We start from the raw sequence: 22,670 nt of genomic DNA on the forward strand, positions 1-22,670 counted from the left end.
AGATTCTCACGAGTACTCAAAGCTCCTTTATGGATACCCTCGCTAAATTGCGCGCCGGCCAACTGGCTGGCTGCAAACGCCTTGATCTGTCCTGTGGACTGACCGAGTTCCCGGCCGAGATTTTTCAGCTGGCGGACTCACTGGAAATTCTCAATCTGAGCGGTAACGCCCTGAGCAGCCTGCCCGAGGATTTACATCGCCTGACTCATTTGCGGATTCTGTTTTGCTCGGACAACAGGTTCACCGAACTGCCCGAATGCCTGGGGCAGTGCGCGCAGTTGAGCATGGTTGGCTTCAAAGCCAACCGCATCACCTCAGTGCCCGGCACTTCGCTGCCGCCCCTGCTGCGCTGGTTGATACTGACCGACAACAGCATCGAGCACATACCCGAAGAACTGGGTCAGCGACCGTTACTGCAAAAATTGATGCTGGCAGGTAACCGCCTGCAACAACTGCCCACCAGCCTGGTTAACTGCAAGCGCCTGGAGCTGATCCGCCTGGCGGCCAACCAATTGCACGAAGTGCCCGACTGGCTGCTGACACTGCCGGGACTGAGCTGGCTGGCCTATGCCGGTAATCCGCTGCACGAAGACGCCAGCGCGCAGCTTACAGCCGACAACACGCCGGACATTCACTGGTCACAGCTCGAGCTTGAACAAAAGCTGGGCGAAGGCGCGTCGGGCATCATCTCCAGAGCCCTTTGGAGCGCACCCGGCCAGGCAAGCAGATCCGTTGCCGTCAAACTCTACAAAGGCAGCATCACCAGCGACGGCTCACCGCTCAATGAAATGAACGCCTGCATTGCCGCCGGCCAGCATCCGAACCTGATCAAAGTCCTGGGCCGTGTCGCGGGTCACCCTGACAACACCGCGGGGCTGGTCATGGAATTGATCGATCCGTCCTTCGCCAATCTCGCCGCCCTGCCAAGCTTCGATACCTGCAGCCGTGACGTCTATCAAACACACACCCGCTTCAGCGCCGACTGCGCGCTACGCATTGCCCGCGGCGTGGCCTCGGCAGCCGGTCATCTGCACGCGCAGGGCATCTGTCATGGTGATCTGTACGGGCACAACATCATGTTCAATGCCCAGGGCGATTGCCTGCTCGGCGACTTTGGCGCAGCGTGCTTTCACGCCATTGACGACAGCCCGCACACCCGCGCCTTGCAGCGCATTGAAGTGCGTGCATTCGGGATTTTACTGGGGGAATTGCTGGAGCGGATCGACACGGGGTTGAGCGATCAACAGCAAGAACGGCTGCACGACCTGCAGCAGCGCTGCATACAAGCCGATGTACTGGCACGCCCGGGTTTTGCCGAAATCACCCGGGCATTGGGCTAAAAGCCTGATGCAGTAGTCGCTGGCGCAGGCTGCGACAAGGAGCGCAGGGCTGCTGCCACAGGCAGCCTGTGGCAGCGACCGGGGTTATGCCAACGCCACAAACATCTCTTGTACGTCGTCCTGCTCTTCCAGCTTGGCCAGAAACTCTTGAACTTCAGCCATTTGCTCATCGGTCAAAGCGCTGACCGGGTTTTTCGGCTGATAGCCCAGCTTGGCCGACAATACGGTGAAGCCTTGCTCCGGCAGGGCTTTTTGCACGGCATCGAGGTCCGTCGGCTCGGTGATGAACAGCGTAGTGCCTTCTTCTTCACCTTCCTCAAAGTCCTGGGCGCCAGCTTCAATCGCGGCCATCTCAGGATCTGCATCCGGGGCGTCCGGCTTGGCTTCGATCATGCCGACATGGTTGAAGTCCCACGCTACCGAACCCGAAGCGCCCAATTGACCCTTGCGGAATGCCACGCGGATTTCAGCCACGGTACGGTTGATGTTGTCAGTCAGGCACTCGATGATCAGTGGTACCTGATGCGGAGCAAAACCTTCGTACGTGACGCGGTGATATTGCACCGCCTCAGTACCGATACCGGCGCCTTTGTTGATCGCGCGCTTGATGGTGTCCGCCGGCATCGACGCCTTTTTGGCCTGTTCATATACCAAACGCAGATGCGAATTCATGTCCGGGTCTGCGCCATTACGAGCAGCGACCGTCAGCTCCTTGGCCAGCTTGCCAAAAATCTTGCCGCGGCTGTTGGCGGCGTCCGCTTTGTGTTTAACCTTCCACTGTGCGCCCATTACTCACTCTCTCAATCTGGTGTGTCGCGGCGGGTTGGCCGTCGAATGGGCGCAAGTTTATACGGCAAGAAGTCCTCAATCGACCAAAAAATCCAATCGATCGGTCCTCAACCTTTGTCAGCCTTGCCCGCAGCGGCGGCAAATTTGGCCAGACGCACGTCCAGATGCCTTGGCCGGCGCCCGTGGTCCTCCGCCCGTTCCTTGCGTCGAATGGCATTGCGCACCATCAACGAGCCCAGGTAGCGGATAGGTTCAGGCGGAAAATACCCCAGCGGACCATTGACCAGCGGCGAACGTGTCCAGTCGTTGGCCTGCCCCTGCACCAGCGAGGCCAGAATCTGCCCGCCCATGTGACAGGGCCCCACTCCGCTCCCTGAGTAGCCGAAACCATAAAACACATTGCCATGGCCGCTCATCTGGCCGAAGAACGGCAAGCCGGTCACTGAGCGGTCCGAGGGACCGTTCCAGGTGGCCTCGACACCCACCCCGGCAAATGCTGGAAAAAACTGCTGCAAACTTTTCTGCAACGACCCGGCGTAGGGCGAAGGCTGATCAAACACCGGCAGCATGCGCCCGCCATAGGCAAAGGTATTGCCGCCCTTGCCGAGCATGATCCGGCCGTCCGGAGTGTTGTGGTAGTAGTGCACAAAAATTCGCGAATCGAGCACTGTCACGCCGCTGGTCAGGCCGATCTCTTGCAGTAAGTCCGGGCGCGGCTCGGTGATCAGCATGTCGCTGGAGACAATCGCCACACTGCGGGAAAACTGCGGGAATGCCCTGGCCATCCAGGCGTTCATCGCCAGCACCACGCGCTCGGCGCGAATGCTGCCGGTCGGGGTCCGGATCAGGGCCGTGGCACCTTCTTCCAGACCGACCATAGGGGTGTTTTCATGGATCCGTACCCCCAGCTGCAATGCCACCCGGCGCAAACCGCGCACCAGTTTGCCCGGCTGTACACTGGCGGCGGCCGGAGAGAACCAGCCCTCCGTATGTTGAGCCGAACCCGCACGGCGCTGCACTTCGTCCACCGCCAGCTTGCTGAACGAGTTGATGGCCTGACGCTCCAGCGCTGCAATCACCCCGTCCGTCGAGCCGACCTGGGCCTGATTGGTCGCGGTGTACAGCGTGCCGTCCAGCCGGTAATCGGCATCTACCCCGTACTTTTCGCAGAACGCGCCAATGGCATAAATGCTTTGCTCGGAGGCCTTCACCAGGCGCACCGCCTCCTCTACCCCGAACAGACGCTCCAGGGTGAAATACTTGGCCGACCACGACAATGCGCAGCCGCCATTGCGCCCGCTGGCCCCTGCCCCGCAGATATCGGCCTCTATCAGCAGCACATCCAGCTGCGGGTTCTGCTCCTTGAGCATGATGGCCGTCCACAGTCCGGTATAACCGCCGCCCACAATGCAGACCTGGGCACGGGCCTCACCCGTCAATGCTTCACAAGGCTCGACATGTTCCAGGGCAAGCGCCTGCTCCAGCCAAAAAGGTCGCATGGATAGTTCTCCCACTCAGGTACGAAAAGGTTTGATCAACAACGGATGATTGGGCACGAAGGCACATTCGCGTTTGTACCCGTCAGGACGACTGTTCCAGTGCGGGATCAGTACCAGCGCGCTAAAGAGTGCGCAGACGGCAAAGACGATAAACACTGTGACCGTGTCGAAATAGCCCGGCAGCAGACCACCCAGCACCGCCCCGACCGAGCCGCAGCCGTTTACAAACCCCGCCGCCGTAGCACCGGCTTTGGCCGTACCAAAATCAATCGCCGCGGCGCCACAGATCATCGAATCCGGGCCGTACAGGGTCAGCCCCATCACAAACAGCAGGGCGACCACCAGCAGCACACTGCCGGACTGCAAGGCCCCCATAAAGAAAGCCAGGGAAACGGTTAGCGCCAGCAGGCTCAGAATGCAGGCGGGCATGCGCCGGGCACCGAAGATTTTGTCCGACGCCAGCCCAATCATGATCGGCCCCAGCAAACCGGCCAGCTCAAACGCCGTAGGAATAATCGCGGCGCCAACCTTGCCCACTTGTGGCATCTGTTCGAAGACAATTACCGGCCCCCACAACAGAATCGCGTAACGCGCCGGCTTGAGCATGAAGTACGCAAGCCCCAGGGTCAGCACCGTTCGATTGCGCATGATTTCGCGTAGTGGCGCCCAGATACTGAGGCGTTTTTCCGCAGCTTCTTCCTCGGCCGTCATCTGCGGCTCGGGTTCGACGGCTGGCAAACCGACATCTTCAGGCTTGTTGCGCTGAAAGATAAAAAACAGTACCGCGACCACCGCCACTACCGCCGCACTGGAAATAAATGCCGCGTGCCAGGTGCCCATCAGGGTGTATGCCCACCAACCGGCAAACGGCGAAGCCACCAGCCCGCCAAAGGCGTAACTCGAACTCCACAACCCCAGCACCCGACCACGCTGTTCTGCCGGAAAGAAGCTGCCAATGTTTTTGCACAACGCCGACCAGCCCGTGGATTGCGCCAGGCCCTGAATCAGCATGCATGTGGCGAAGATGGGCAAGGTGGCAAAAGTGCCCATCATCAGGGCAGCCAGGGCCGAGATGATCAGCCCGCCCATGACCACCACCCGCGGCCCATAGCGATCGGCGAGGATGCCCCAGGTAAATTGGCCGATGGCGTAAGCCGCAAGATAGACCGCATCGAGGTTGGCCATCGCCATCTTGTCCAGATGGAAGGTCGGATCTTCACCAATTCCCAGCTTTGCTACGGAAAATGCTTTGCGCGTGAAGTAAAAGGCCGCGTAGGCCAGCCAGGTGATGGCGAAAACCTGCATCCGCCAACGCTTGATGGTGCCAATGGACTTGTTCATGTCGGGTCTGACCTCTGATGTGGATGTGCCGGCAGAATCAGAAAAGATCGCCTGTTTTTTTATTGTGTTGAGCACTTCAATGCCGCTGTTCAGACCAGGGCGGCATCAATCAGACAAGCCATGACGGTCCTGTTTTTATTAGATTTCAGGATCGCTCAGGGGCATGTCACAACCCGGCGCTATCGAGGACATAACGCCGGGCCGGAATCGATCAAAGCAATTACTGACTAATAGGTAAAATCGATTTATCGTATTTCACTAATAAGCTCAGCTTGTAAGAGGTTGTCCGATGCCGGTTTCCCATGCGCAGTTGAAAGCCTTTCATGCGGTTGCCGTCCACGGCAGTTTCACCCGCGCAGCCGAGCGGTTGTTTTTGAGTCAGCCGGCAATCTCCGATCAGGTACGAAAACTCGAAGAGCGCTTCGGTGTTTTGTTGTTCCATCGCAACAAACGTTCGGTGCGCCTGACCGATCTGGGGGAGCGCTTGCTGAGCATCACCCAGCGCCTGTTTGTGGTGCAGGCCGAAGCCCAAGAGTTGTTACAGGACTCCCAGGCCCTGCAAACCGGCAGCCTGGTGCTGGCCGTAGATGCGCCTGTACACGTACTGCCGCAGATCGCCCGGTTCTGCGAACGCTACCCCGGCATCAGCGTCAAAATCGAAACCGGTAACACCGACGAATCTCTGGCCCGGCTGTTCAACTATCAGGCCGATCTCGCGTTGCTGGGGCGCGAGGTCAGTGATGACAGGCTGCTTAGTCTGCGATTGCGCAGTGATCCCATGGTGGCGTTTGTTGCCCGCACCCATCCGTGGGCCGGTCGCAGTTCGATATGCCTCTCCGACCTGGAGGACACCCCGCTGGTATTGCGTGAAATCGGCTCTGTAACCCGCCAGACCCTGGAAGAAGAAATGAGTCAGGCGGGTCTGCGGATGCGGGCCGCGATTCAGGTGGAAGGTCGCGAAGCCGCGCGGGAGGCAGTGGTGGTCGGGATTGGCGTAGGGGTGGTTTCAGCGGCAGAGTTCGGCTCGGACTCACGGGTGATCGCCTTGCCCATCACTGACTGTAAACGACGCCTGACCGAGACCCTGGTCTGCCTGCAGGAGCAGAGTTCCCGGCGGGTGGTGGCGACATTTCTGGATATTGTGCGCGAGAGTTTGTAAGCCCTTGCCAATCGCCCCCGGGAAAGAACCACCCCCTCTGTAGGAGCGAGCTTGTCTCGCGAGCTTTTCAACCAAGCCGCAAAGAGCTCGCGAGCAAGCTCGCTCCTACGGGATTTGTGCCGTGCAGAAATGCCGGAGACAAGGCAGATCGCAGCCTTCTCCGTCCAGGCCGGCAGGCACCCCATGCAGGAGGTTGCAATTGCACCTGTAGGAGCGAGCCTTTCAACCAAACCGCAAAGAGCTCGCTCCTACGGGGTTTGTGCCGTGCAGAAATGCGGGAGACAAGGCAGATCGCAGCTTTCTCCGCCCAGGCCGTCAGGCACCCCATGCATGAGGCTGCAATTGCACCTGTAGGAGCGAGCTTGTCTCGCGAGCTTTTCAACCACCGCAAAGAGCTCGCTCCTACAAGGGATCTCCCACGAGGTGTCAGACCGTTTCAAATGCCGGGGCCAGTTCCATAAACGCCTTGATCAACCGCAATCCGGCACGCCGCTCCATGCAGCCGAGCATGTGCCGGTTGAGCAATCCGGCCCCGTTGATCGGCACCGCTCGTACGCGAGGGTCATGGCTGACCTCCAGCGACGACACGATCCCGATACCCAACTGTGCCGCCACGGCTTCGGTCACCGCCTCGCGACTGTCCAGCTCCAGCAGTACCCGCGGTGTCACGCCGACGCCCTCGCATGCCTCATCAAAGGTGCGCCGGGTGATTGAGGTGGGCTCACGCAACACCATGATCACCTGGTCCAGCAGGGAAATGTCGATGCCATCCGCCAGCGCCAGCCATGGATGACTGGCCGGCACCAGGGCACAAATCCGGGACTCCCCGAGTGCCCGCAAAGTCAGCCCTTTACGCGGTTCAACCTCGGTCAGCACCGCCACATCGGCGTGTTCTGAAAGCAGGGCAGCCAGGGTTTCCTGAGCATTTCCCAGACGCAAGTTGACGGTGATCCCGGGGTAACGCGCCCTCAGGCTTGCCAGCATCGGCATGACCATGTGCGGACCGTCCGCCGCCACTTCAAGCCGCCCTGTGAGCAACTGGCGATTAGCCTCAAGCATAACCTGCGCTTCATCCACCAAACCGAACATGGCACGGGTGATGGCCGCCAGCTTTATCCCCTCCTCCGTCAGTTCCACACGCCGGGCAGTACGCCGCAGCAAGGTAATTTGATAGTGCTCCTCAAGGGTCTTGATATGCCCGGTCACCGCCGGCTGGCTGATAAACAATCGGGCCGCGGCGCGGGTAAAACTGCCCTCACGGGCCACAGCATCAAACGCACGGAGCTGGAACAAATTCATCGCATAAGTCTCACTGATGACTGGCATAACAATAAACAATTTGATTGATATCAACTCAAACTGCAACTTATGCCGTGTATCCAGTAGCCATCCCAAAGTTTGTGAGGAAACCAGAATGAGTACTGTCGCGCCGATCCTGCTGACCCCTGGCCCACTGACCACTTCGGCGCGTACCCGCCAGGCGATGATGGTCGACTGGGGTTCATGGGATGACAGCTTCAACCAGCTGACCGCCAGCCTCTGTGAGCAACTGCTGGCCATTATCAATGGCGCCGGGAGTCATCACTGCGTGCCCTTGCAGGGCAGCGGCACCTTCGCCGTCGAAGCCGCAATCGGCACACTGGTGCCACGCAATGGCAACGTTCTGGTCCTGATCAACGGCGCCTACGGCAAACGCCTGGCAAAAATCTGTGAAGTCCTGGGCCGGCGTTTCAGCACCTTTGAAACAGCCGAAGACCAGCCCACTACTGCCGCTGACGTTGAACGCCTGCTGCAGGCCGATCCGGGCATCACCCATGTGGCATTGATTCATTGCGAAACCAGCACCGGGATTCTTAACCCGCTGCCGGAAATTGCTGCAGTTATTGCCCGACATGGCAAACGTCTGATTATCGATGCCATGAGTTCTTTCGGTGCCCTGCCCGTCGATGCACAAAAAGTACCCTTTGATGCGCTGATCGCGGCCTCGGGCAAATGCCTGGAAGGCGTACCGGGGATGGGCTTCGTATTCGCCCGCAAAGAATCACTGGCTGGCGCAACGGGTAACTCCCACTCACTGGCAATGGACCTGCAAGACCAGCATGCCTACATGGCCAGGATCGGACAATGGCGGTTCACCCCGCCGACCCACGTGGTCGCCGCCTTGCATGAAGCCCTGCTGCAATACAACGAAGAAGGCGGCTTGCCGGCGCGTCACCGGCGCTACGCCGACAACTGCCAGGTGCTGCTCGACGGCATGGCCGCACTGGGCATTCGCAGCTTCCTGCCAGAGTCAATCCAGGCTCCGATCATCGTCACGTTCCACGCGCCGAAAGACCCGCGGTATCAGTTCAAGGAGTTCTACGAGCGCGTCAAGGCCAAGGGTTTCATCCTGTACCCGGGTAAATTGACCCAGGTCGAAACCTTCCGTGTGGGCTGCATCGGCCATGTCAATCAGGCCGAAATGCAAGCCGCGGTGAACGCTGTGGCCCAGGTGCTGCAGGAAATGGAAGTGCAGGAAATCTGAAGTTCGCAACGCTCAAAACCAACCTAATTATTGCGTGCGGCCACGGCTGCTCATACAGGACTTACTGACATGAACTACACCAATCCAGGCAAACTTCAGGCCGCCATTCTCGACTGGGCTGGCACCGTGGTCGACTTCGGCTCGTTCGCTCCGACGCAGATCTTTGTCGAAGCCTTCGGCGAGTTCGACGTCCAGGTCTCCATCGAAGAAGCCCGCGGGCCGATGGGCATGGGCAAGTGGGATCACATCCGCACCCTGTGCGATCAGCCTCAGGTCGCCGAGCGTTACAAAAAAGTATTTGGCCGCACACCCACCGACGAAGATGTGACCGCGATTTACGAGCGTTTCATGCCACTGCAAATCGAAAAGATCGCTGACCACTCGGCACTGATTCCCGGCGCTCTGGAAACCATTGCCGAGCTGCGCCAGCAAGGGATCAAAATCGGTTCGTGCTCGGGCTATCCGGCGCAAGTGATGGCCAAGGTGGTCGAGCTGGCCGCAACCAACGGCTACATCGCCGACCACGTCGTTGCCACCGACGAAGTTCCCAACGGTCGCCCATGGCCGGCCCAGGCACTGGCCAACGTGATTGCCCTGGGTATCGACGATGTGGGTGCCTGCGTGAAGATCGATGACACCGTTCCGGGTATCCTCGAAGGCCGTCGGGCCGGGATGTGGACGGTGGCACTGGTGTGCTCCGGCAACGCCCTGGGCCTGACCTACGAGCAGTACAAGGCGCTCGACGCGCAAACCCTGGCCAGCGAACGCAAACGCATCCACACCTTGTTCGAAGGCTCACGCCCGCACTACATGATCGACACCATCAGTGATCTGCCGGACGTGATTGCCGATATCAACAAGCGCCTGGCCAATGGCGAGATGCCACAAAGCAGCTGAGTCTGCAGAAACAAAAACGCGGCAGCCTGTGACCAGGTCTGCCGCGTTTTTTATTTGCAGGTCGGCGCTTCTAAAGCTTCAGACCTTGTGCTGCTGTTCGACCCACTTGGCAAATTCGTCGATGAACTTCTGCAAAAATGGCCGGGTTTTCTCGGACAATTTGCCCGCCGCATCAAACGCATCACCTGCTCCGCTCAGATAGGCTTCTGGCTGTTGCATGCACGGCACATTGAGAAATACCAGCGACTGGCGCAAATGATGGTTGGCCCCGAAGCCACCGATCGCCCCCGGCGAGACGCTGATCACGGCTCCCGGCTTGGCGTTGAATACGCTTTGACCATAAGGCCGGGACCCGACGTCAATGGCGTTTTTTAATACCCCGGGGACCGAGCGGTTGTACTCAGGAGTGACAAACAGTACGGCATCGGCCGGACGGATCAGATCGCGAAAGGTCGTGTAAGACGCAGGTGGCGGCGTCACATCAATGTCTTCGCTGTACAGCGCCAGTTCGCCAATCTCTACAATCTTCAGTTTCAGCTGGGCCGGTGCCAGTTCTGCGAGCGCCAGGGCCACCTTTCGGTTAAGGGAATCCTTCCTCAAACTGCCGACCAACACTGCAACGTTGTAGACCTTGCTCATAAAAAACCTCGAGAGTCTGGCGATAGGAAGACTAGTTATAGATGATCGGAAGCCTTTCTTGCACCCCGGTTCACCTTATCGGCTTGCAAGCCTGTAAAGTAGACGGACTATTTTTTCCAAATCGTTAAACTTCCCCTACTGATCAACGGTCTACAGAACCGCAAATTGGGTGTTTATCTCCAGAGGTTCTCTACAAATGGCTGCAGTTCTCGTTGGGCAATTTCATGCAAGGGACGCGGAAGGTCGTGTCTATTCCGTGCATGAGTTTGAAAATTTAGAAGCAACAGGCGACCAGCCCGTAACAACGTACAAACTGGCTATTGGCGATCGCGTCAAAAAGACTGATGACGACAACTTCGAACTGGTGCAGTCGGGCGTCATTCTGATTCGCGAAACCGAGTATGTCGCACCTGTAGTCCCTGTAATCCCTGCATAACCTGCTGCACTCGGCATACCGCTGAAGTCACAGGATGAGACTTGGGTCAGGCTTCACAACGCTGAAACCTCATCCGCTGAACATGGACTTCACGCATGCGCTTACGCCATATCGAAGTGATTCAGGCCATCTTGCAGACCGGTAGCCTCGACCATGCTGGCGAGCTGCTGCAAATGCCAGTGGCCACCCTCAGTGCCACGCTGCATGAGGCCGAGCAACAGCTCGGCTTCATGTTGTTTGCCAGCGTACGCGGACGGCTGCAGGCCAGCCGCGAAACCCTTCTGCTGCAACCCCTCGCCAATCAGCTGTACCTGGACTTCGAGCCACTACGCCGGCTTGCCGACGCCTTGCGCCAGCATCAGGAGCCCGTATTGCGCGTGACCTGTAGCGAAACACTGGCCCAGACCCTGCTGCCCTACAGCATTGCACTGCTGCGACGGCGCATTGCCGATACGCCCAGCACCTTGAGCAGCGCGCCCTGCGGCGAAATCGCGCGCCGCTTGTTGATGGACGAATGCGATGTGGGCTTCAGCCTGCACCCGGCTGAACAACCGGGCATTGATTGCCTCAAGCTGACCCAGGGCAAGGTGCAGTTGCTGGCCCCCCACGGCTGGTTATCCCCCAAGCAAAAATACATAGGTCTGCAAGATCTGGCAGGCCAGGCAATGATTGGCCTGCAACACCAGGACCCGCTGAGCCGCGTGCTGGACAGCAAGCTGCAAGCCTTGCGCCCGGCACCCGTGGTGCAGATTCAGGTTCAGAATTATCAGATGTTGCGCAGCATGGTGGAGGCTGGCGAAGGGTTGGCCCTGGTCGACCCGTTTACCGCTGCGGGTGCCAAAGCCGGCGGGCTGGACGTGTGCCCGCTCTCGCCTGCGATCCCGGTGACCCTGTATGCACTGACTCCCAAGGGCTCGGAGCCAGCCCCGGCGTTGCAGGCATTGTTCGATATCGTGCGGCAGAAGGCCGAAGCCATGCTGGCTGATCAGGGGTTGATGGCGCTGTAATCGAATCGTGCATCTTGCTGGCGATCCCGTCGCCGGCAAATCAGTTCCTGCAACGTCAGCAGTGGTTTTCGAACAACAGATACCAAAAAATCGCGACCTCGCGGGTCAGCGGGTCAATGCCTCGATAACGCAGATGATCGATACCCCCCACCTGATACCCGCAGCGCTCATACAGCCGACAGGCGCCAATGTTGTTGTTCTGGGTTTCAAGCATGATGCCTGGCAGTTTTTTCTTCAGGCTCCAGAACCTGACCACGTCCAGTAATGACTTGGCCACACCATGGCGCCGGGCACAGGCGGCGACAGCCAGTTCATCGACATGGGCAAAACCGTTCCAGTTGGTGCTGACCACAACATGGCCGACCGGCTGGTTGTCCAGATACGCCATGAAGATCGCACTGTCTGGCGCCCCGCGGTAGCTGGCGAATTCGTCAGGGTCAATCCCGTAGCATTTGCGGTAAGGCGTGATCGTATCCAATGGCCAGTGCTCGACCTTTTTATGTTGGTCGACACGGGCATAGGCACAGACGTCAAAACTGAAATCATTGCCCCACACGTAGGGAGCAAAGCCTTCATCGGCCAAACGCACAGAGACTTCCGGGTCCTTTGGATTCATAACCAGGTACATGAAAAATCCTTCTTCGTGCGCAATAGCCCCGGCGTCAAACGGGGTTATTGCAGTGTCTGTTCTTTGGCTTCGAGAAGCTGGGCCCACAGCGATGGCCCACCCGCAGACTTGGCAATAGCCTCCAGACGAGCCGCGTGCTCGGCCAGATCGCTTTCACTTGCACGGATAATCCGGCCAGGCTGGCGATCGGCTGACAAGCGGATGATTTCGCTGGCCTGGTTGCCTGAACCTTCGCCGGAACCATTACCGTCAGATGCGTTACCGGCCAGCGACAGGCTGGTCTGGCCACCGGTCATGGTCAGGTAAACGTCCGCCAGAATCTCGGAGTCGAGCAGTGCGCCGTGCAGTTCACGCCCCGAGTTGTCGACGCCATAGCGTTTGCACAAGGCATCCAGGCTGTTGCGCTGACCCGGATGACGCGCTCGCGCCATCGCCAGGGTGTCGAGAATAGTGCAATGGCGGGTGATGTCGGCGCGGTCGGTCTGCCCGATCAGGGCAAATTCGTTATTCAGAAAGCCCACGTCGAACGCGGCGTTATGAATGATCAGTTGCGCGCCTTTGATGAAGTCAAAAAACTCGTCGGCGACTTCTGCGAAACGGGGCTTGCCCACCAGAAATTCGTTAGTAATACCGTGAACGCCAATTGCGCCCTCGTCACTTTCACGATCGGGTTGCAGATACACGTGAAAATGCCGGCCGGTCAGACGGCGGCCCATCAACTCGACGCAACCGATCTCGATCACCCGGTGGCCATCGGTAACCGGCATACCGGTGGTTTCAGTATCGAGAACAACACTACGCATGCTTGATGCCCCTCATTTCGTCCACCCCGCGATTGGCCAGCTGGTCGGCGCGCTCGTTGCCATAATGGCCGATATGCCCGCGTACCCACTGCCACTTCACGGTGTGACGATTGACTTGCTCATCGAGCAACTTCCACAGGTCGGCATTTTTAACCGGTTCTTTGGCCGCAGTTTTCCAGCCGCGTTTTTTCCAGTTGACCATCCACTCGGTAATGCCTTTCATCACGTACTGCGAGTCGGTCACCAGCAACACTTCACAGGGGCGCTTGAGCTCTTCAAGGCCACGAATGGCCGCCATCAGCTCCATGCGGTTGTTGGTGGTAGCGGGTTCGCCGCCCCAGAGTTCTTTTTCGACCCCCTGGCAGACCAGTAAAGCACCCCAGCCGCCCGGGCCAGGATTGCCCTTGCAGGCACCATCGGTGAACATCTCAACGCTATCGCTCATTACAAACTATCCAGAAAAGGCTGCCTTGGCCTGCCAATCGAGGATCAGCAGCACCTGAGGCCGGGCAAACCCGACCTGACATTAATTAAGGTTCAGTGTGACGCCGATTGACCTTGGCCATCTGCAAGGGGATCAGCTTGCCCATCGGCTCTCTGCGCATCGGATTGACGGGACGCAAGCCCACCACCATTTTACGCGCGACCAATACATAGAAGCCGCCACCGGCCAATTGCCAGCTACCGGCCTTGCGCTCCCAGCCTGAAAATCGGCTTTGCCACGCTTTCGATGCGAGCGGCGGACGATAGCACCCAAAGCGGCGTTTCTCCAGCGCAAAGCCCAGCAGGTTCAGCCAGTCGGCCACTCGCGAAGGTGAGATGCAACGAGCCTTGCCGAGGGCATCCTTGGCGAATACATGGCGCAATCCCCAGCCGCTCCAGGGGTTGATACCGACAATCAACAAATGGCCGCCGGGACGCACGCTACTGGCCGCTTCACGCAACAGGCCGTGGGGCGACAGACAGAAATCCAGGCCATGCTGCAACACCACGACATCGGCGGCGTGCTCACATAAAGGCCAGGCCTGTTCTTCACAAATGATTTCGACACCGGGCAGGGGGGCCCCCAGGCGTACATTGCGTTGCACTTGCGGCGCCTTGGGCGGGCTGTCGGCGCCAGGGCCGTAATGCACCAGATAACCGCCGAAATAGCGCCCGAGCTCCTCCTCGAGAACCCGCTGCTCATCGTTGAGCAGCACTTGTCCAAGGGGGCTGGACAACCACTCTCGGGCTGAACTGATCAGCTCCAGCCACTCAGGATCTGCCTGAGCCAATGCTTTATCGGTCATTGCTCCTCCAACTCGCCATATGCCTATTACCAAACCCGGGGCTGCTGTACATCGTGGCTCGCCATGAACCGGCAACAACCCCTAAGATGCGCCATTGTTTCGCACTTGGGAATTGCACCATGTTACAGATCGACGCCCTGCCCGCCTTCAGCGACAACTACATCTGGTTGTTACAGGACATGACCCGCAAATGTTGCGCCGTGGTCGATCCGGGTGACGCCGCGCCTGTTCTGGCCTGGCTGGCCCGACACCCGGACTGGGTGCTAAGCGACATTCTGGTGACCCATCACCACTTCGACCATGTGGGGGGTGTTGCCCAGCTTCACGAGCACACTAACGCGAAGGTCTGGGGACCTGCACTCGAGACCATCCCGTCCCGACAAGTGGCACTCAACGACAGCGATCAAATCGAAATCCTGGGCCTGACGTTCAAGGTTCTGCTCGTGCCCGGCCATACCCTGGGACACATTGCCTATTATCACGCTGACCAGGCGGCGCCGATATTACTGTGTGGCGATACCCTGTTCGCCGCCGGTTGCGGCCGGCTGTTCGAGGGCACCCCCGAACAGATGCACCAGTCCCTGAGCCGGCTGGCCGCACTGCCCGCCAACACGGCTGTGTACTGCACCCACGAATATACTTTGAGCAATCTGCGCTTCGCCCAGGCGGTAGAGCCTGGCAACCCGGATATTGCCGCGCGAATCGCTCAAGTCACCGAATGGCGGGCAACAGGTCACATCAGTCTGCCATCAACTATTGCCCTCGAATTGCTCACCAATCCGTTTCTGCGGGTCAATGAAACATCCGTTAAAGAAAAAGCTGACGAGTGGAATTCCCGTGACAATGACTCGCCCAGTGCGGTCTTTGCCAGCTTGCGCAGCTGGAAAGATAAGTTCTAAACAGGGTCGCGGTTGGCACAAAAATTCTGAACAGTTGACCGCGTCTCCCCTGCTTTCTAGAATCCCCCGACATTTTTGCCTGAACTATCTTCTAGCCAATGTCGTCATCTATAGGTAACTCCATCAATTCAGACGCATTGACGCGCTTGGTCAAAGCTATCGCGGTGGCTGTCTCTGCCATTCTCGCGGGCTGCCAATCCATGGACCATTCGGCTCAGCCAACCGAACGCGCCAGCCTGAAAATCACCAAACGTATTCCTCAGGAGCCTCTCTGGCTCAGTGAAAAACCTAGCCCCGTGGCCCCGCAAGATGTATGGGAACGGATGCGCCAGGGCTTCAAGTTGCAAGACGGTCAGAACGTTAACCCGCGCATTGAACAGCAGCGTTTGTGGTTTGCCAGCAACCCGTCCTTTCTCGAAAACGCCGGAGAGCGCGGCAGCCTCTATATCCACTACATCGTTGAACGCCTCGAAGAGCGCAACATGCCGCTGGAACTGGCGCTGCTGCCAGCCATCGAAAGCGCCTACAACCCGATGGCGTATTCCCACGCCAATGCAGTCGGGCTCTGGCAGTTCATTCCTTCGACAGGCCGTTACTTCAATTTGCGTCAAACCCGTGCCTACGACGGTCGCCGCGACATTACGGCCTCCACCATCGCAGCGCTTGACTACCTTAACCGCCTTCACGACATGTTCAACGGTGACTGGCTGCTGGCACTGGCCGCTTACAACTCCGGTGAAGGCACCGTAAGCCGGGCCATCGAGCGCAACCAGAAACTGGGGTTGCCTACTGACTACTGGAACCTGCCCCTGCCGCAGGAAACCAAAGACTATGTGCCCAAATTACTGGCACTGTCTCAGGTGGTCATGGCCCCTGAGGCCTATGGCATCAACCTGAACCCCATCGCCAACGAACCCTACTTCGAAATGGTCGAAATCAAACAGTCCATGGACTTGTCACGCGTGGCAGCGCTGGCCGAGATCGACGAAGACGAGATGTTCCAGCTGAACCCGGCCTATAAACAGCGCGCCACCATCGACGGCCCGCAGCACTTGTTGGTCCCCACTTCCAAAGCGCAACTGCTGACCGCCAGCCTGTCCAACCTCAACCCTGAAGAACTGATCAGCCTGCGCCCTAAAAAGCCGGTATTTGACAACGTTGCAAGCGTTTCACCAACCCGGCTTAACCGTAAGTACCGGGTCAAGAGTGGCGACAACCTGACGCTGATTGCCAAGGCCAACAAGGTCAATGCCAAAGACCTGCAGCACTGGAACAAATTGAGCGGCAACAACCTCAAGGTCGGCCAGATTCTGGTCATGCAAGACACACGCAAACCGGCAGGCAAAAAACCGACGCAATACAAGGTTAAAAAAGGCGACTCGCTGTACATCGTTGCCAAGCGTTTCAACGTTGAAATGCAGCACCTCAAGCGCTGGAACCCGAGCAGCGCCAAAGCCCTGAAACCAGGGCAAATGCTGACGGTTTCCAAACCTCGCTAAGCTCCTGACTGGCAATACTGCGGGCAAGCTGTTTCCTACAGATATGTAAGAAGCAGCTTGCCCGCAGTGCTTTCCAGAGTGGCCTTTTTCCCACAGATACAAGCTGTTACTGTACGGAAACCCTAAGCCCAACGCCTGGATCGGATCTCTTGCCTTGATGCGACCCCTCCTCCCGTTATTAATCGGCCTGGCCTTGAGCTTCCCCGCAAGCGCAACCCTGAGTGAAAGCCACGGTTATGCGCAGTTCGGCACCCTCAGGTACCCGGCCACGTTTACCCATTTCGACTGGGTCAACCCTGACGCGCCTAAAGGCGGGACGCTGAAGGTCATGGCGTTTGGAACCTTCGACACGCTCAACCCCTACACTTTCAAGGGCACCAGCCCGGTATCGACCGCAAATTTCCTGCAGTACGGGGTCAACGAGCTCAACGAAACCCTGATGGCCGGGACTGGCCAATACGCCCCCTCCGGCGATGAGCCCACTTCCAGCTACGGGCTGATCGCGCAATCGGTGGAGTACAACGAAGGCCGCAGCTGGGTGGTGTTTAACCTGCGCCCGGAAGCCCGCTTTCACGATGGAACGCCCATCACCGCCTACGACGTAGCGTTTTCCTACAACCTGCTGCTCAAAGAAGGCCATCCGCAGTACCGGACCAACCTTCAGGAGGTCCAGCGCGTAGATATCCTGGGGCCCAAGCGCATTCGCTTCGTGTTCAAGCGCGCGGGCAACCCCTTGCTGATTCTGCGCCTTGGTGAATTACCCGTCCTGCCACAGCACTACTGGGTAAACCGCAACTTTAAAGCCACCACCTTCGAACCGCCGCTGGGCAGTGGCCCCTATCGCATCACCAAGGTCACACCCGGCCGGCAACTGGTGTTTGAGCACGTCAAAAACTGGTGGGGGGCCAACCTGCCGGTCAATCGCGGAAAATACAATTTCGACCGGGTTGAAGTGGAGTTCTACCGCGACAGCGATGTGGCCTTCGAAGCATTCAAGGCGGGCGAGTTCGACATTTATATCGAACACCAGGCCAAGAATTGGGCCAATGGCTATAACTTCCCGGCCGTCCGTCGCGGCGAGGTGATCAAAGCCGAAATCCCCCACCAGATCCCGACGCAAACCCAGGGCTTGTTCATGAACAGCCGGCGTCCTGCCTTTGCCCAGGCAAAAGTCCGTGAGGCCCTGGGCCTCATGTTCGACTTTGAATGGACCAACCGCACGCTGTTCAACGGTGCCTACAAGCGCGCCGCCAGTTACTACCCCAACAGCGAGTTCTCGGCCAGCGGCATTCCACAAGGGCATGAGTGGCTGATGCTCTCACCCTGGCGCAGTCAGCTGCCGCCAGAACTGTTCAGCCAGGCCTTTGGCCTGCCGCAGACCGGAGGCCGGGGCATTCCCCGGGACACCATGCGCCAGGCACTGGGTTTACTGGCCGAGGGTGGCTGGAAACTTTCCGGACAGCGCCTGCTCGATATAGATGGCAAACCGCTGCGCTTCGAAATACTGCTGGTAAACCCCAACCTTGAGCGCATCCTGCAACCCTACGTGGAGAACCTGGCCAGTATCGGGGTCGATGCCCGACTGCGCACCGTGGACCGCGCTCAATACAAACAGCGCCTGGATCAATTCGACTTCGACATGATCCTGATGACCCTGGATCAGACCCTGAGCCCCGGACTTGAGCAGTGGCAGTACTTCCATTCCAGCCAGGCCAATGTCAAAGGCAGCAAGAACTATGCAGGCGTGGCGAACCCGGTGGTCGATCAATTGCTCGAACGCCTGCTGGCAGCCCAGACCCGCGAAGAACAACTGGCCGCAGGCCGGGCGCTGGATCGCGTCCTGCTCTGGCAGCACTACAGCATTCCTAACTGGTATTTGAATTATCACCGCCTGGCGTACCGCAACCGGTTCGCCTTCGTGACTACGCCGCCCTACGCCCTGGGCCTTAGCGCGTGGTGGCTCAAGCCTACGGAGAAAACCCGATGATGCCTTTGCGTACGTTGCTCAAACCTCTCTGCGCCATGCTGCTGGCGAGTCTTGCCTGCGCGGCACTGGCGGCCCCGCAGCATGCTTTGACGCTCTACGATGAGCCGCCGAAATATCCGGCCAACTTCAAGCATGTGGATTACGTCAATCCGGATGCCCCCAAGGGCGGCATCTTCCGAAAATCGGCACTGGGTACTTTTGACAGCCTTAACCCCTTTATCAACAAAGGTGTGCCGGCCGATGACATTGACCTGACCTTTGACACGCTGGCCCGGCAAAGCCTGGACGAACCTTTCACCGCCTATGGCGTGATCGCCGAAAAGATCGAGAAAGCGCCGGACAACAGCTGGGTGCGCTTTTACCTGCGCCCCGAAGCCAAATTCAACGACGGTCATCCGATTCGCGCCGAAGACGTGGTGTTCAGCTTCGATACCCTGATGAAAAATGGCTCGCCGCTGTACAAGGGCTACTACAGCGATGTTGACCAGGCCATCGCGGAAAACCCGCTGCAGGTGAAGTTCACGTTCAAGCACAACAAGAACCGCGAGTTGCCACTGATCCTTGGTCAACTTCCCGTCCTTCCCAAACACTGGTGGGAAAACCGGGACTTCGGCAAGGGTAATCTTGAAATCCCGGTAGGCAGCGGCCCCTACACCATCAGCGAGATCAAGCCGGGGCGCTCAATTCGTTACGAAAGGAACAAAAACTACTGGGGCAAGGATCTGCCGATCAACAAAGGGCTGTACAACTTCGACACGATTACCGTCGATTACTTCCGTGACAACAGCGTGGCCTTTGAAGCGCTCAAGGCCGGGCAGTTCGATTACTGGTTCGAGATCAGCGCCAAGAACTGGGCCAGCGCCTACAACGCCCCGGCGTTCACTCAGGGACGCTTGAAAAAAGAAGAAATACGCAACCACAACCCCACAGGCATGCAGGGTTTTATCTTCAACCTGCGCAAGCCCATGTTTCAGGACGTTCGGGTCCGCGAGGCGCTGAGCCTGCTGTTCGACTTTGAATGGGCCAACAAACAGTTGTTCAGTGGCGCTTACGCACGGACCAACAGTTTTTTTGAAAACTCGGACATGGCCGCAAAAGCACTGCCCACGGCCGAAGAACTGGCCATTCTGGAGCCCTTGCGCGGCCAGATCCCCGACCAGGTGTTTACCGACGTGTTCAACCCTGGGGTCACCGATGGCAGCGGCATGATTCGCGACCAGCAGCGCCGTGCCTATCAATTGCTGCAGGACGCCGGATGGCGGATTGTCGACGACAAGATGGTCGACGCCCAGGGCAAGCCGGTAAAAATCGAATTTTTGCTGGCGCAAACCGAGTTCGAACGAATTCTGCTGCCTTACAAACGTAACCTCAGCGACCTGGGCATCGATTTGCAAATTCGTCGGGTTGACACCTCCCAGTACCTCAACCGCCTGCGCTCCAGGGATTTCGACATGATCGTCGGCGGGTTCCCGCAGTCCAGCTCCCCTGGCAGCGAGCAGCGCGAGTACTGGGAATCGCAGAGCGCCGATAAACCCGGCAGCCGCAATTTCATAGGTCTCAAAGATCCGGCCATTGACCAACTGACCGAGGGGCTGATCAACGCTGAATCGCGTCAAAGCCTGATCAATCACGCCCGCGCTCTGGACCGCGTCTTGCAGTGGGGCTTCTACGTGATTCCCAACTGGCACATCAAAACCTGGCGCGTGGCCTATTCAAATCATATCGGTCATCCCGCGGTCACCCCCTTGTACGACATTGGAACCACTACGTGGTGGGCAAAGCCTGACACCAAACCCGCGACTCCAACCGAAACCAAAAGTGCAAACCTGGAGCCTTAAATGCTGGCGTATATATTCAGGCGACTGCTGCTGATCATTCCGACATTGCTCGGTATTTTGCTGATTAACTTCATCATCATCCAGGCCGCACCCGGGGGGCCGGTTGAACAGATGATCGCCAAACTTGAAGGCTTCGATGGCGCAACCAGCCGCATTGCGGGCGGTGGCTCCGAAGTCTCGGTGGCGGGCTCCAACTATCGCGGCGCCCAGGGGCTGGACCCGGCCCTGATCCAGGAAATCGAAAAGATGTACGGCTTTGACAAGCCCGCCCCCGAGCGCTTGTGGATCATGATCAAGAACTACGCCCGACTGGACTTCGGCGAGAGCTTTTTCCGGGATGCCAAGGTCATCGACCTGATCAAGGAAAAGATGCCTGTCTCCATCTCGCTGGGTCTATGGAGCACGCTGATCATGTACCTGGTGTCTATCCCGCTGGGCATTGCCAAGGCCACGCGACACGGCAGCCAGTTCGACGTCTGGACCAGTTCGGCCATCATTGTGGGCTACGCCATTCCGGCCTTTCTGTTTGCCATCCTGCTGATCGTGGTGTTTGCCGGCGGCAGCTATCTGGACTGGTTTCCGTTACGGGGCCTGACCTCCAACAACTTCGACGAGCTGAGTCTGGGGGGCAAGATTCTCGATTATTTCTGGCACCTGGCCTTGCCCGTCACAGCCTTGGTGATCGGCAACTTCGCCACCATGACCCTGCTGACCAAAAACAGCTTTCTGGATGAAATCAACAAACAGTACGTAGTCACCGCCAAGGCAAAAGGCCTGACCAACCACCGGGTGCTCTACGGTCACGTGTTTCGCAATGCCATGTTGCTGGTAATTGCCGGCTTCCCGTCGGCCTTTATCGGGATTTTCTTTACCGGCTCATTGCTGGTCGAAGTGATTTTCTCGCTGGACGGACTGGGACTCATGAGTTTCGAAGCGGCGATCAATCGCGATTACCCGGTGGTCTTCGGCACCCTGTTCATCTTCACCCTGGTCGGACTGCTGGTGAAACTGATCGGAGACCTCTCTTACACCCTGGTTGATCCGCGCATCGACTTCGAAAGCAGGGAGCATTGAGATGAAACTGTCCCCTCTTAACCGGCGACGTTTTGAACGTTTCAAGGCCAACAAGCGTGGTTGGTGGTCGCTGTGGATCTTTGTACTGCTGTTCGGACTCAGCCTGGGTGCGGAGCTGATCGCCAACGATAAACCGCTGGTAATCAATTACGACGGTGAATGGTATTTCCCGGCACTCAAGCGTTACCCGGAGACGGACTTTGGCGGCGAGTTCCCCCTCGAAGCCAACTACAAGAGCCCCTATATCCGTGAACTGCTGGCCAAGAAAGACGCCTGGGTCTTGTGGCCGCCCATCCCGTACAGCTATCAGAGTATTAACTACGACCTGAAAGTCCCGGCACCGGCCCCGCCTTCCGCCGAGAACTGGCTGGGCACCGATGACCAGGGCCGCGATGTATTGGCGCGGGTGATTTATGGTTTCCGGATCTCGGTGCTGTTCGCCCTGACACTGACCATTTTGAGTTCGATCATTGGCGTGATCGCGGGAGCCCTGCAGGGTTTTTATGGTGGCTGGATCGACCTCGCCGGTCAGCGCTTTCTTGAGATCTGGTCAGGTTTGCCGGTGCTGTATCTGCTGATCATTCTCGCCAGTTTCGTCCAGCCGAACTTCTGGTGGCTGCTGGGGATCATGCTGCTGTTCTCATGGATGAGCCTGGTAGATGTGGTACGCGCCGAATTCCTGCGCGGACGCAATCTGGAATATGTGCGCGCCGCACGGGCACTGGGCATGCAGGACATTGCGATCATGTACCGACATATCCTGCCCAATGCGATGGTTTCGACCATGACTTTCATGCCGTTTATTTTGACCGGCGCCATCGGTACCCTCACCGCGCTGGACTTTCTGGGCTTCGGCCTGCCCCCCGGCGCGCCGTCGCTGGGCGAACTGGTGGCGCAAGGCAAGTCCAACCTGCAAGCGCCATGGCTGGGCATCAGTGCTTTCGCCGTGCTGGCCATCATGCTCAGCCTGCTGGTGTTTATCGGCGAGTCCGCTCGCGATGCTTTCGACCCGAGGAAATGAG

General features: G+C 58.3%; 22 protein-coding genes. 13 read left to right on the forward strand and 9 right to left on the reverse strand.

The window, feature by feature from the left end; translation table 11 throughout:
* The first annotated feature begins 29 nt into the window (after nt 1–29).
* Entirely contained in the window at nt 30–1,340 is a 1,311-nt protein-coding gene (locus JQ848_RS15855) for a leucine-rich repeat-containing protein kinase family protein (RefSeq protein ID WP_202210934.1), read from the forward strand.
* Nucleotides 1,341–1,424: 84 nt separating this feature from the next.
* Here JQ848_RS15855 and JQ848_RS15860 read toward each other — a convergent pair whose 3' ends face one another.
* The 3 genes from JQ848_RS15860 to JQ848_RS15870 form a co-directional block, all read right to left on the reverse strand.
* The gene (locus tag JQ848_RS15860; protein ID WP_003441407.1) at nt 1,425–2,129 is read right to left on the reverse strand and encodes a YebC/PmpR family DNA-binding transcriptional regulator; all 705 of its coding nucleotides are present in this window, start codon (nt 2,127–2,129) and stop codon (nt 1,425–1,427) included.
* Between the two features lie 107 nt (nt 2,130–2,236).
* Nucleotides 2,237–3,628, reverse strand: coding sequence for an FAD-dependent oxidoreductase (locus JQ848_RS15865; RefSeq protein ID WP_202210935.1), 1,392 nt, complete (start codon nt 3,626–3,628; stop codon nt 2,237–2,239).
* A 15-nt stretch (nt 3,629–3,643) separates the two neighbouring features.
* Complete coding sequence (locus JQ848_RS15870; protein ID WP_003441405.1) at nt 3,644–4,969, reverse strand: MFS transporter; 1,326 nt, start codon at nt 4,967–4,969, stop codon at nt 3,644–3,646.
* Here JQ848_RS15870 and JQ848_RS22855 point away from each other — a divergent pair.
* Both JQ848_RS22855 and JQ848_RS15875 read left to right on the forward strand, forming a co-directional pair.
* Nucleotides 4,968–5,093, forward strand: coding sequence for a hypothetical protein (locus JQ848_RS22855; RefSeq protein WP_255401988.1), 126 nt, complete (start codon nt 4,968–4,970; stop codon nt 5,091–5,093). The two genes, JQ848_RS15870 and JQ848_RS22855, sit on opposite strands and share 2 nt — an antisense overlap.
* Before the next feature lie 165 nt (nt 5,094–5,258).
* Nucleotides 5,259–6,128 (forward strand): LysR substrate-binding domain-containing protein, encoded by an 870-nt coding sequence (locus JQ848_RS15875; RefSeq protein ID WP_010655825.1) that lies wholly within the window; start codon nt 5,259–5,261, stop codon nt 6,126–6,128.
* 426 nt (nt 6,129–6,554) lie between these two features.
* Here the strand turns inward: JQ848_RS15875 and JQ848_RS15880 are convergent, their stop codons facing one another.
* Nucleotides 6,555–7,427 (reverse strand): LysR substrate-binding domain-containing protein, encoded by an 873-nt coding sequence (locus JQ848_RS15880; RefSeq protein ID WP_010655826.1) that lies wholly within the window; start codon nt 7,425–7,427, stop codon nt 6,555–6,557.
* A 115-nt stretch (nt 7,428–7,542) separates the two neighbouring features.
* Between JQ848_RS15880 and JQ848_RS15885 the strand changes: the two genes are divergently transcribed.
* Both JQ848_RS15885 and phnX read left to right on the forward strand, forming a co-directional pair.
* On the forward strand, nt 7,543–8,652 hold the full coding sequence (locus tag JQ848_RS15885) for a 2-aminoethylphosphonate--pyruvate transaminase (protein ID WP_202210936.1): 1,110 nt from the start codon (nt 7,543–7,545) through the stop codon (nt 8,650–8,652).
* Between the two features lie 69 nt (nt 8,653–8,721).
* The gene (gene phnX / locus JQ848_RS15890) at nt 8,722–9,549 is read left to right on the forward strand and encodes a phosphonoacetaldehyde hydrolase (RefSeq protein WP_003441397.1); all 828 of its coding nucleotides are present in this window, start codon (nt 8,722–8,724) and stop codon (nt 9,547–9,549) included.
* Nucleotides 9,550–9,627: 78 nt separating this feature from the next.
* Here the strand turns inward: phnX and JQ848_RS15895 are convergent, their stop codons facing one another.
* Nucleotides 9,628–10,188: an NADPH-dependent FMN reductase gene (locus JQ848_RS15895; RefSeq protein ID WP_003441395.1), complete on the reverse strand. Its 561-nt coding sequence runs from the start codon at nt 10,186–10,188 to the stop codon at nt 9,628–9,630.
* 196 nt (nt 10,189–10,384) lie between these two features.
* Between JQ848_RS15895 and JQ848_RS15900 the strand changes: the two genes are divergently transcribed.
* Both JQ848_RS15900 and JQ848_RS15905 read left to right on the forward strand, forming a co-directional pair.
* The gene (locus JQ848_RS15900) at nt 10,385–10,624 is read left to right on the forward strand and encodes a hypothetical protein (protein ID WP_003441392.1); all 240 of its coding nucleotides are present in this window, start codon (nt 10,385–10,387) and stop codon (nt 10,622–10,624) included.
* A 95-nt stretch (nt 10,625–10,719) separates the two neighbouring features.
* Entirely contained in the window at nt 10,720–11,631 is a 912-nt protein-coding gene (locus tag JQ848_RS15905) for a LysR substrate-binding domain-containing protein (protein WP_202210937.1), read from the forward strand.
* 55 nt (nt 11,632–11,686) lie between these two features.
* On the opposite strand, the gene JQ848_RS15910 is transcribed toward JQ848_RS15905, so the two are convergent.
* From JQ848_RS15910 to JQ848_RS15925, 4 genes are all read right to left on the reverse strand, one after another.
* Nucleotides 11,687–12,259 carry a GNAT family N-acetyltransferase gene (locus JQ848_RS15910; protein WP_003441389.1) on the reverse strand — a complete coding sequence of 191 codons (573 nt, stop codon included), beginning with the start codon at nt 12,257–12,259 and terminating at the stop codon, nt 11,687–11,689.
* 44 nt (nt 12,260–12,303) lie between these two features.
* Nucleotides 12,304–13,062, reverse strand: a complete 759-nt coding sequence (dnaQ, locus tag JQ848_RS15915; RefSeq protein ID WP_003441388.1) for a DNA polymerase III subunit epsilon — start codon at nt 13,060–13,062, stop codon at nt 12,304–12,306.
* Entirely contained in the window at nt 13,055–13,507 is a 453-nt protein-coding gene (gene rnhA / locus JQ848_RS15920) for a ribonuclease HI (RefSeq protein WP_003441387.1), read from the reverse strand. Before rnhA ends, dnaQ begins: the two co-directional genes overlap by 8 nt.
* 85 nt (nt 13,508–13,592) lie before the next feature.
* Complete coding sequence (locus JQ848_RS15925; RefSeq protein WP_160628227.1) at nt 13,593–14,351, reverse strand: methyltransferase domain-containing protein; 759 nt, start codon at nt 14,349–14,351, stop codon at nt 13,593–13,595.
* A 119-nt stretch (nt 14,352–14,470) separates the two neighbouring features.
* On the opposite strand from JQ848_RS15925, the gene gloB reads away from it, so the two are divergent.
* From gloB to JQ848_RS15955, 6 genes are all read left to right on the forward strand, one after another.
* Complete coding sequence (gloB, locus tag JQ848_RS15930; protein ID WP_010655831.1) at nt 14,471–15,250, forward strand: hydroxyacylglutathione hydrolase; 780 nt, start codon at nt 14,471–14,473, stop codon at nt 15,248–15,250.
* Nucleotides 15,251–15,348: 98 nt separating this feature from the next.
* Nucleotides 15,349–16,749, forward strand: coding sequence for a transglycosylase SLT domain-containing protein (locus tag JQ848_RS15935; RefSeq protein WP_029612344.1), 1,401 nt, complete (start codon nt 15,349–15,351; stop codon nt 16,747–16,749).
* 157 nt (nt 16,750–16,906) lie between these two features.
* A complete protein-coding gene (locus tag JQ848_RS15940) occupies nt 16,907–18,736 on the forward strand; it encodes an extracellular solute-binding protein (RefSeq protein ID WP_127196569.1) in 1,830 nt (609 codons plus the stop codon).
* Nucleotides 18,733–20,574: an extracellular solute-binding protein gene (locus JQ848_RS15945; RefSeq protein WP_003441382.1), complete on the forward strand. Its 1,842-nt coding sequence runs from the start codon at nt 18,733–18,735 to the stop codon at nt 20,572–20,574. Before JQ848_RS15940 ends, JQ848_RS15945 begins: the two co-directional genes overlap by 4 nt.
* Nucleotides 20,575–21,648 (forward strand): microcin C ABC transporter permease YejB, encoded by a 1,074-nt coding sequence (locus JQ848_RS15950; protein WP_003441381.1) that lies wholly within the window; start codon nt 20,575–20,577, stop codon nt 21,646–21,648.
* Nucleotide 21,649: 1 nt separating this feature from the next.
* Nucleotides 21,650–22,669, forward strand: a complete 1,020-nt coding sequence (locus JQ848_RS15955) for an ABC transporter permease (protein WP_003441380.1) — start codon at nt 21,650–21,652, stop codon at nt 22,667–22,669.
* Nucleotide 22,670 lies beyond the last annotated feature (1 nt).

This window comes from Pseudomonas paraversuta (genome assembly GCF_904067025.1).
Taxonomy (GTDB): Bacteria; Pseudomonadota; Gammaproteobacteria; order Pseudomonadales; family Pseudomonadaceae; genus Aquipseudomonas; species Aquipseudomonas paraversuta.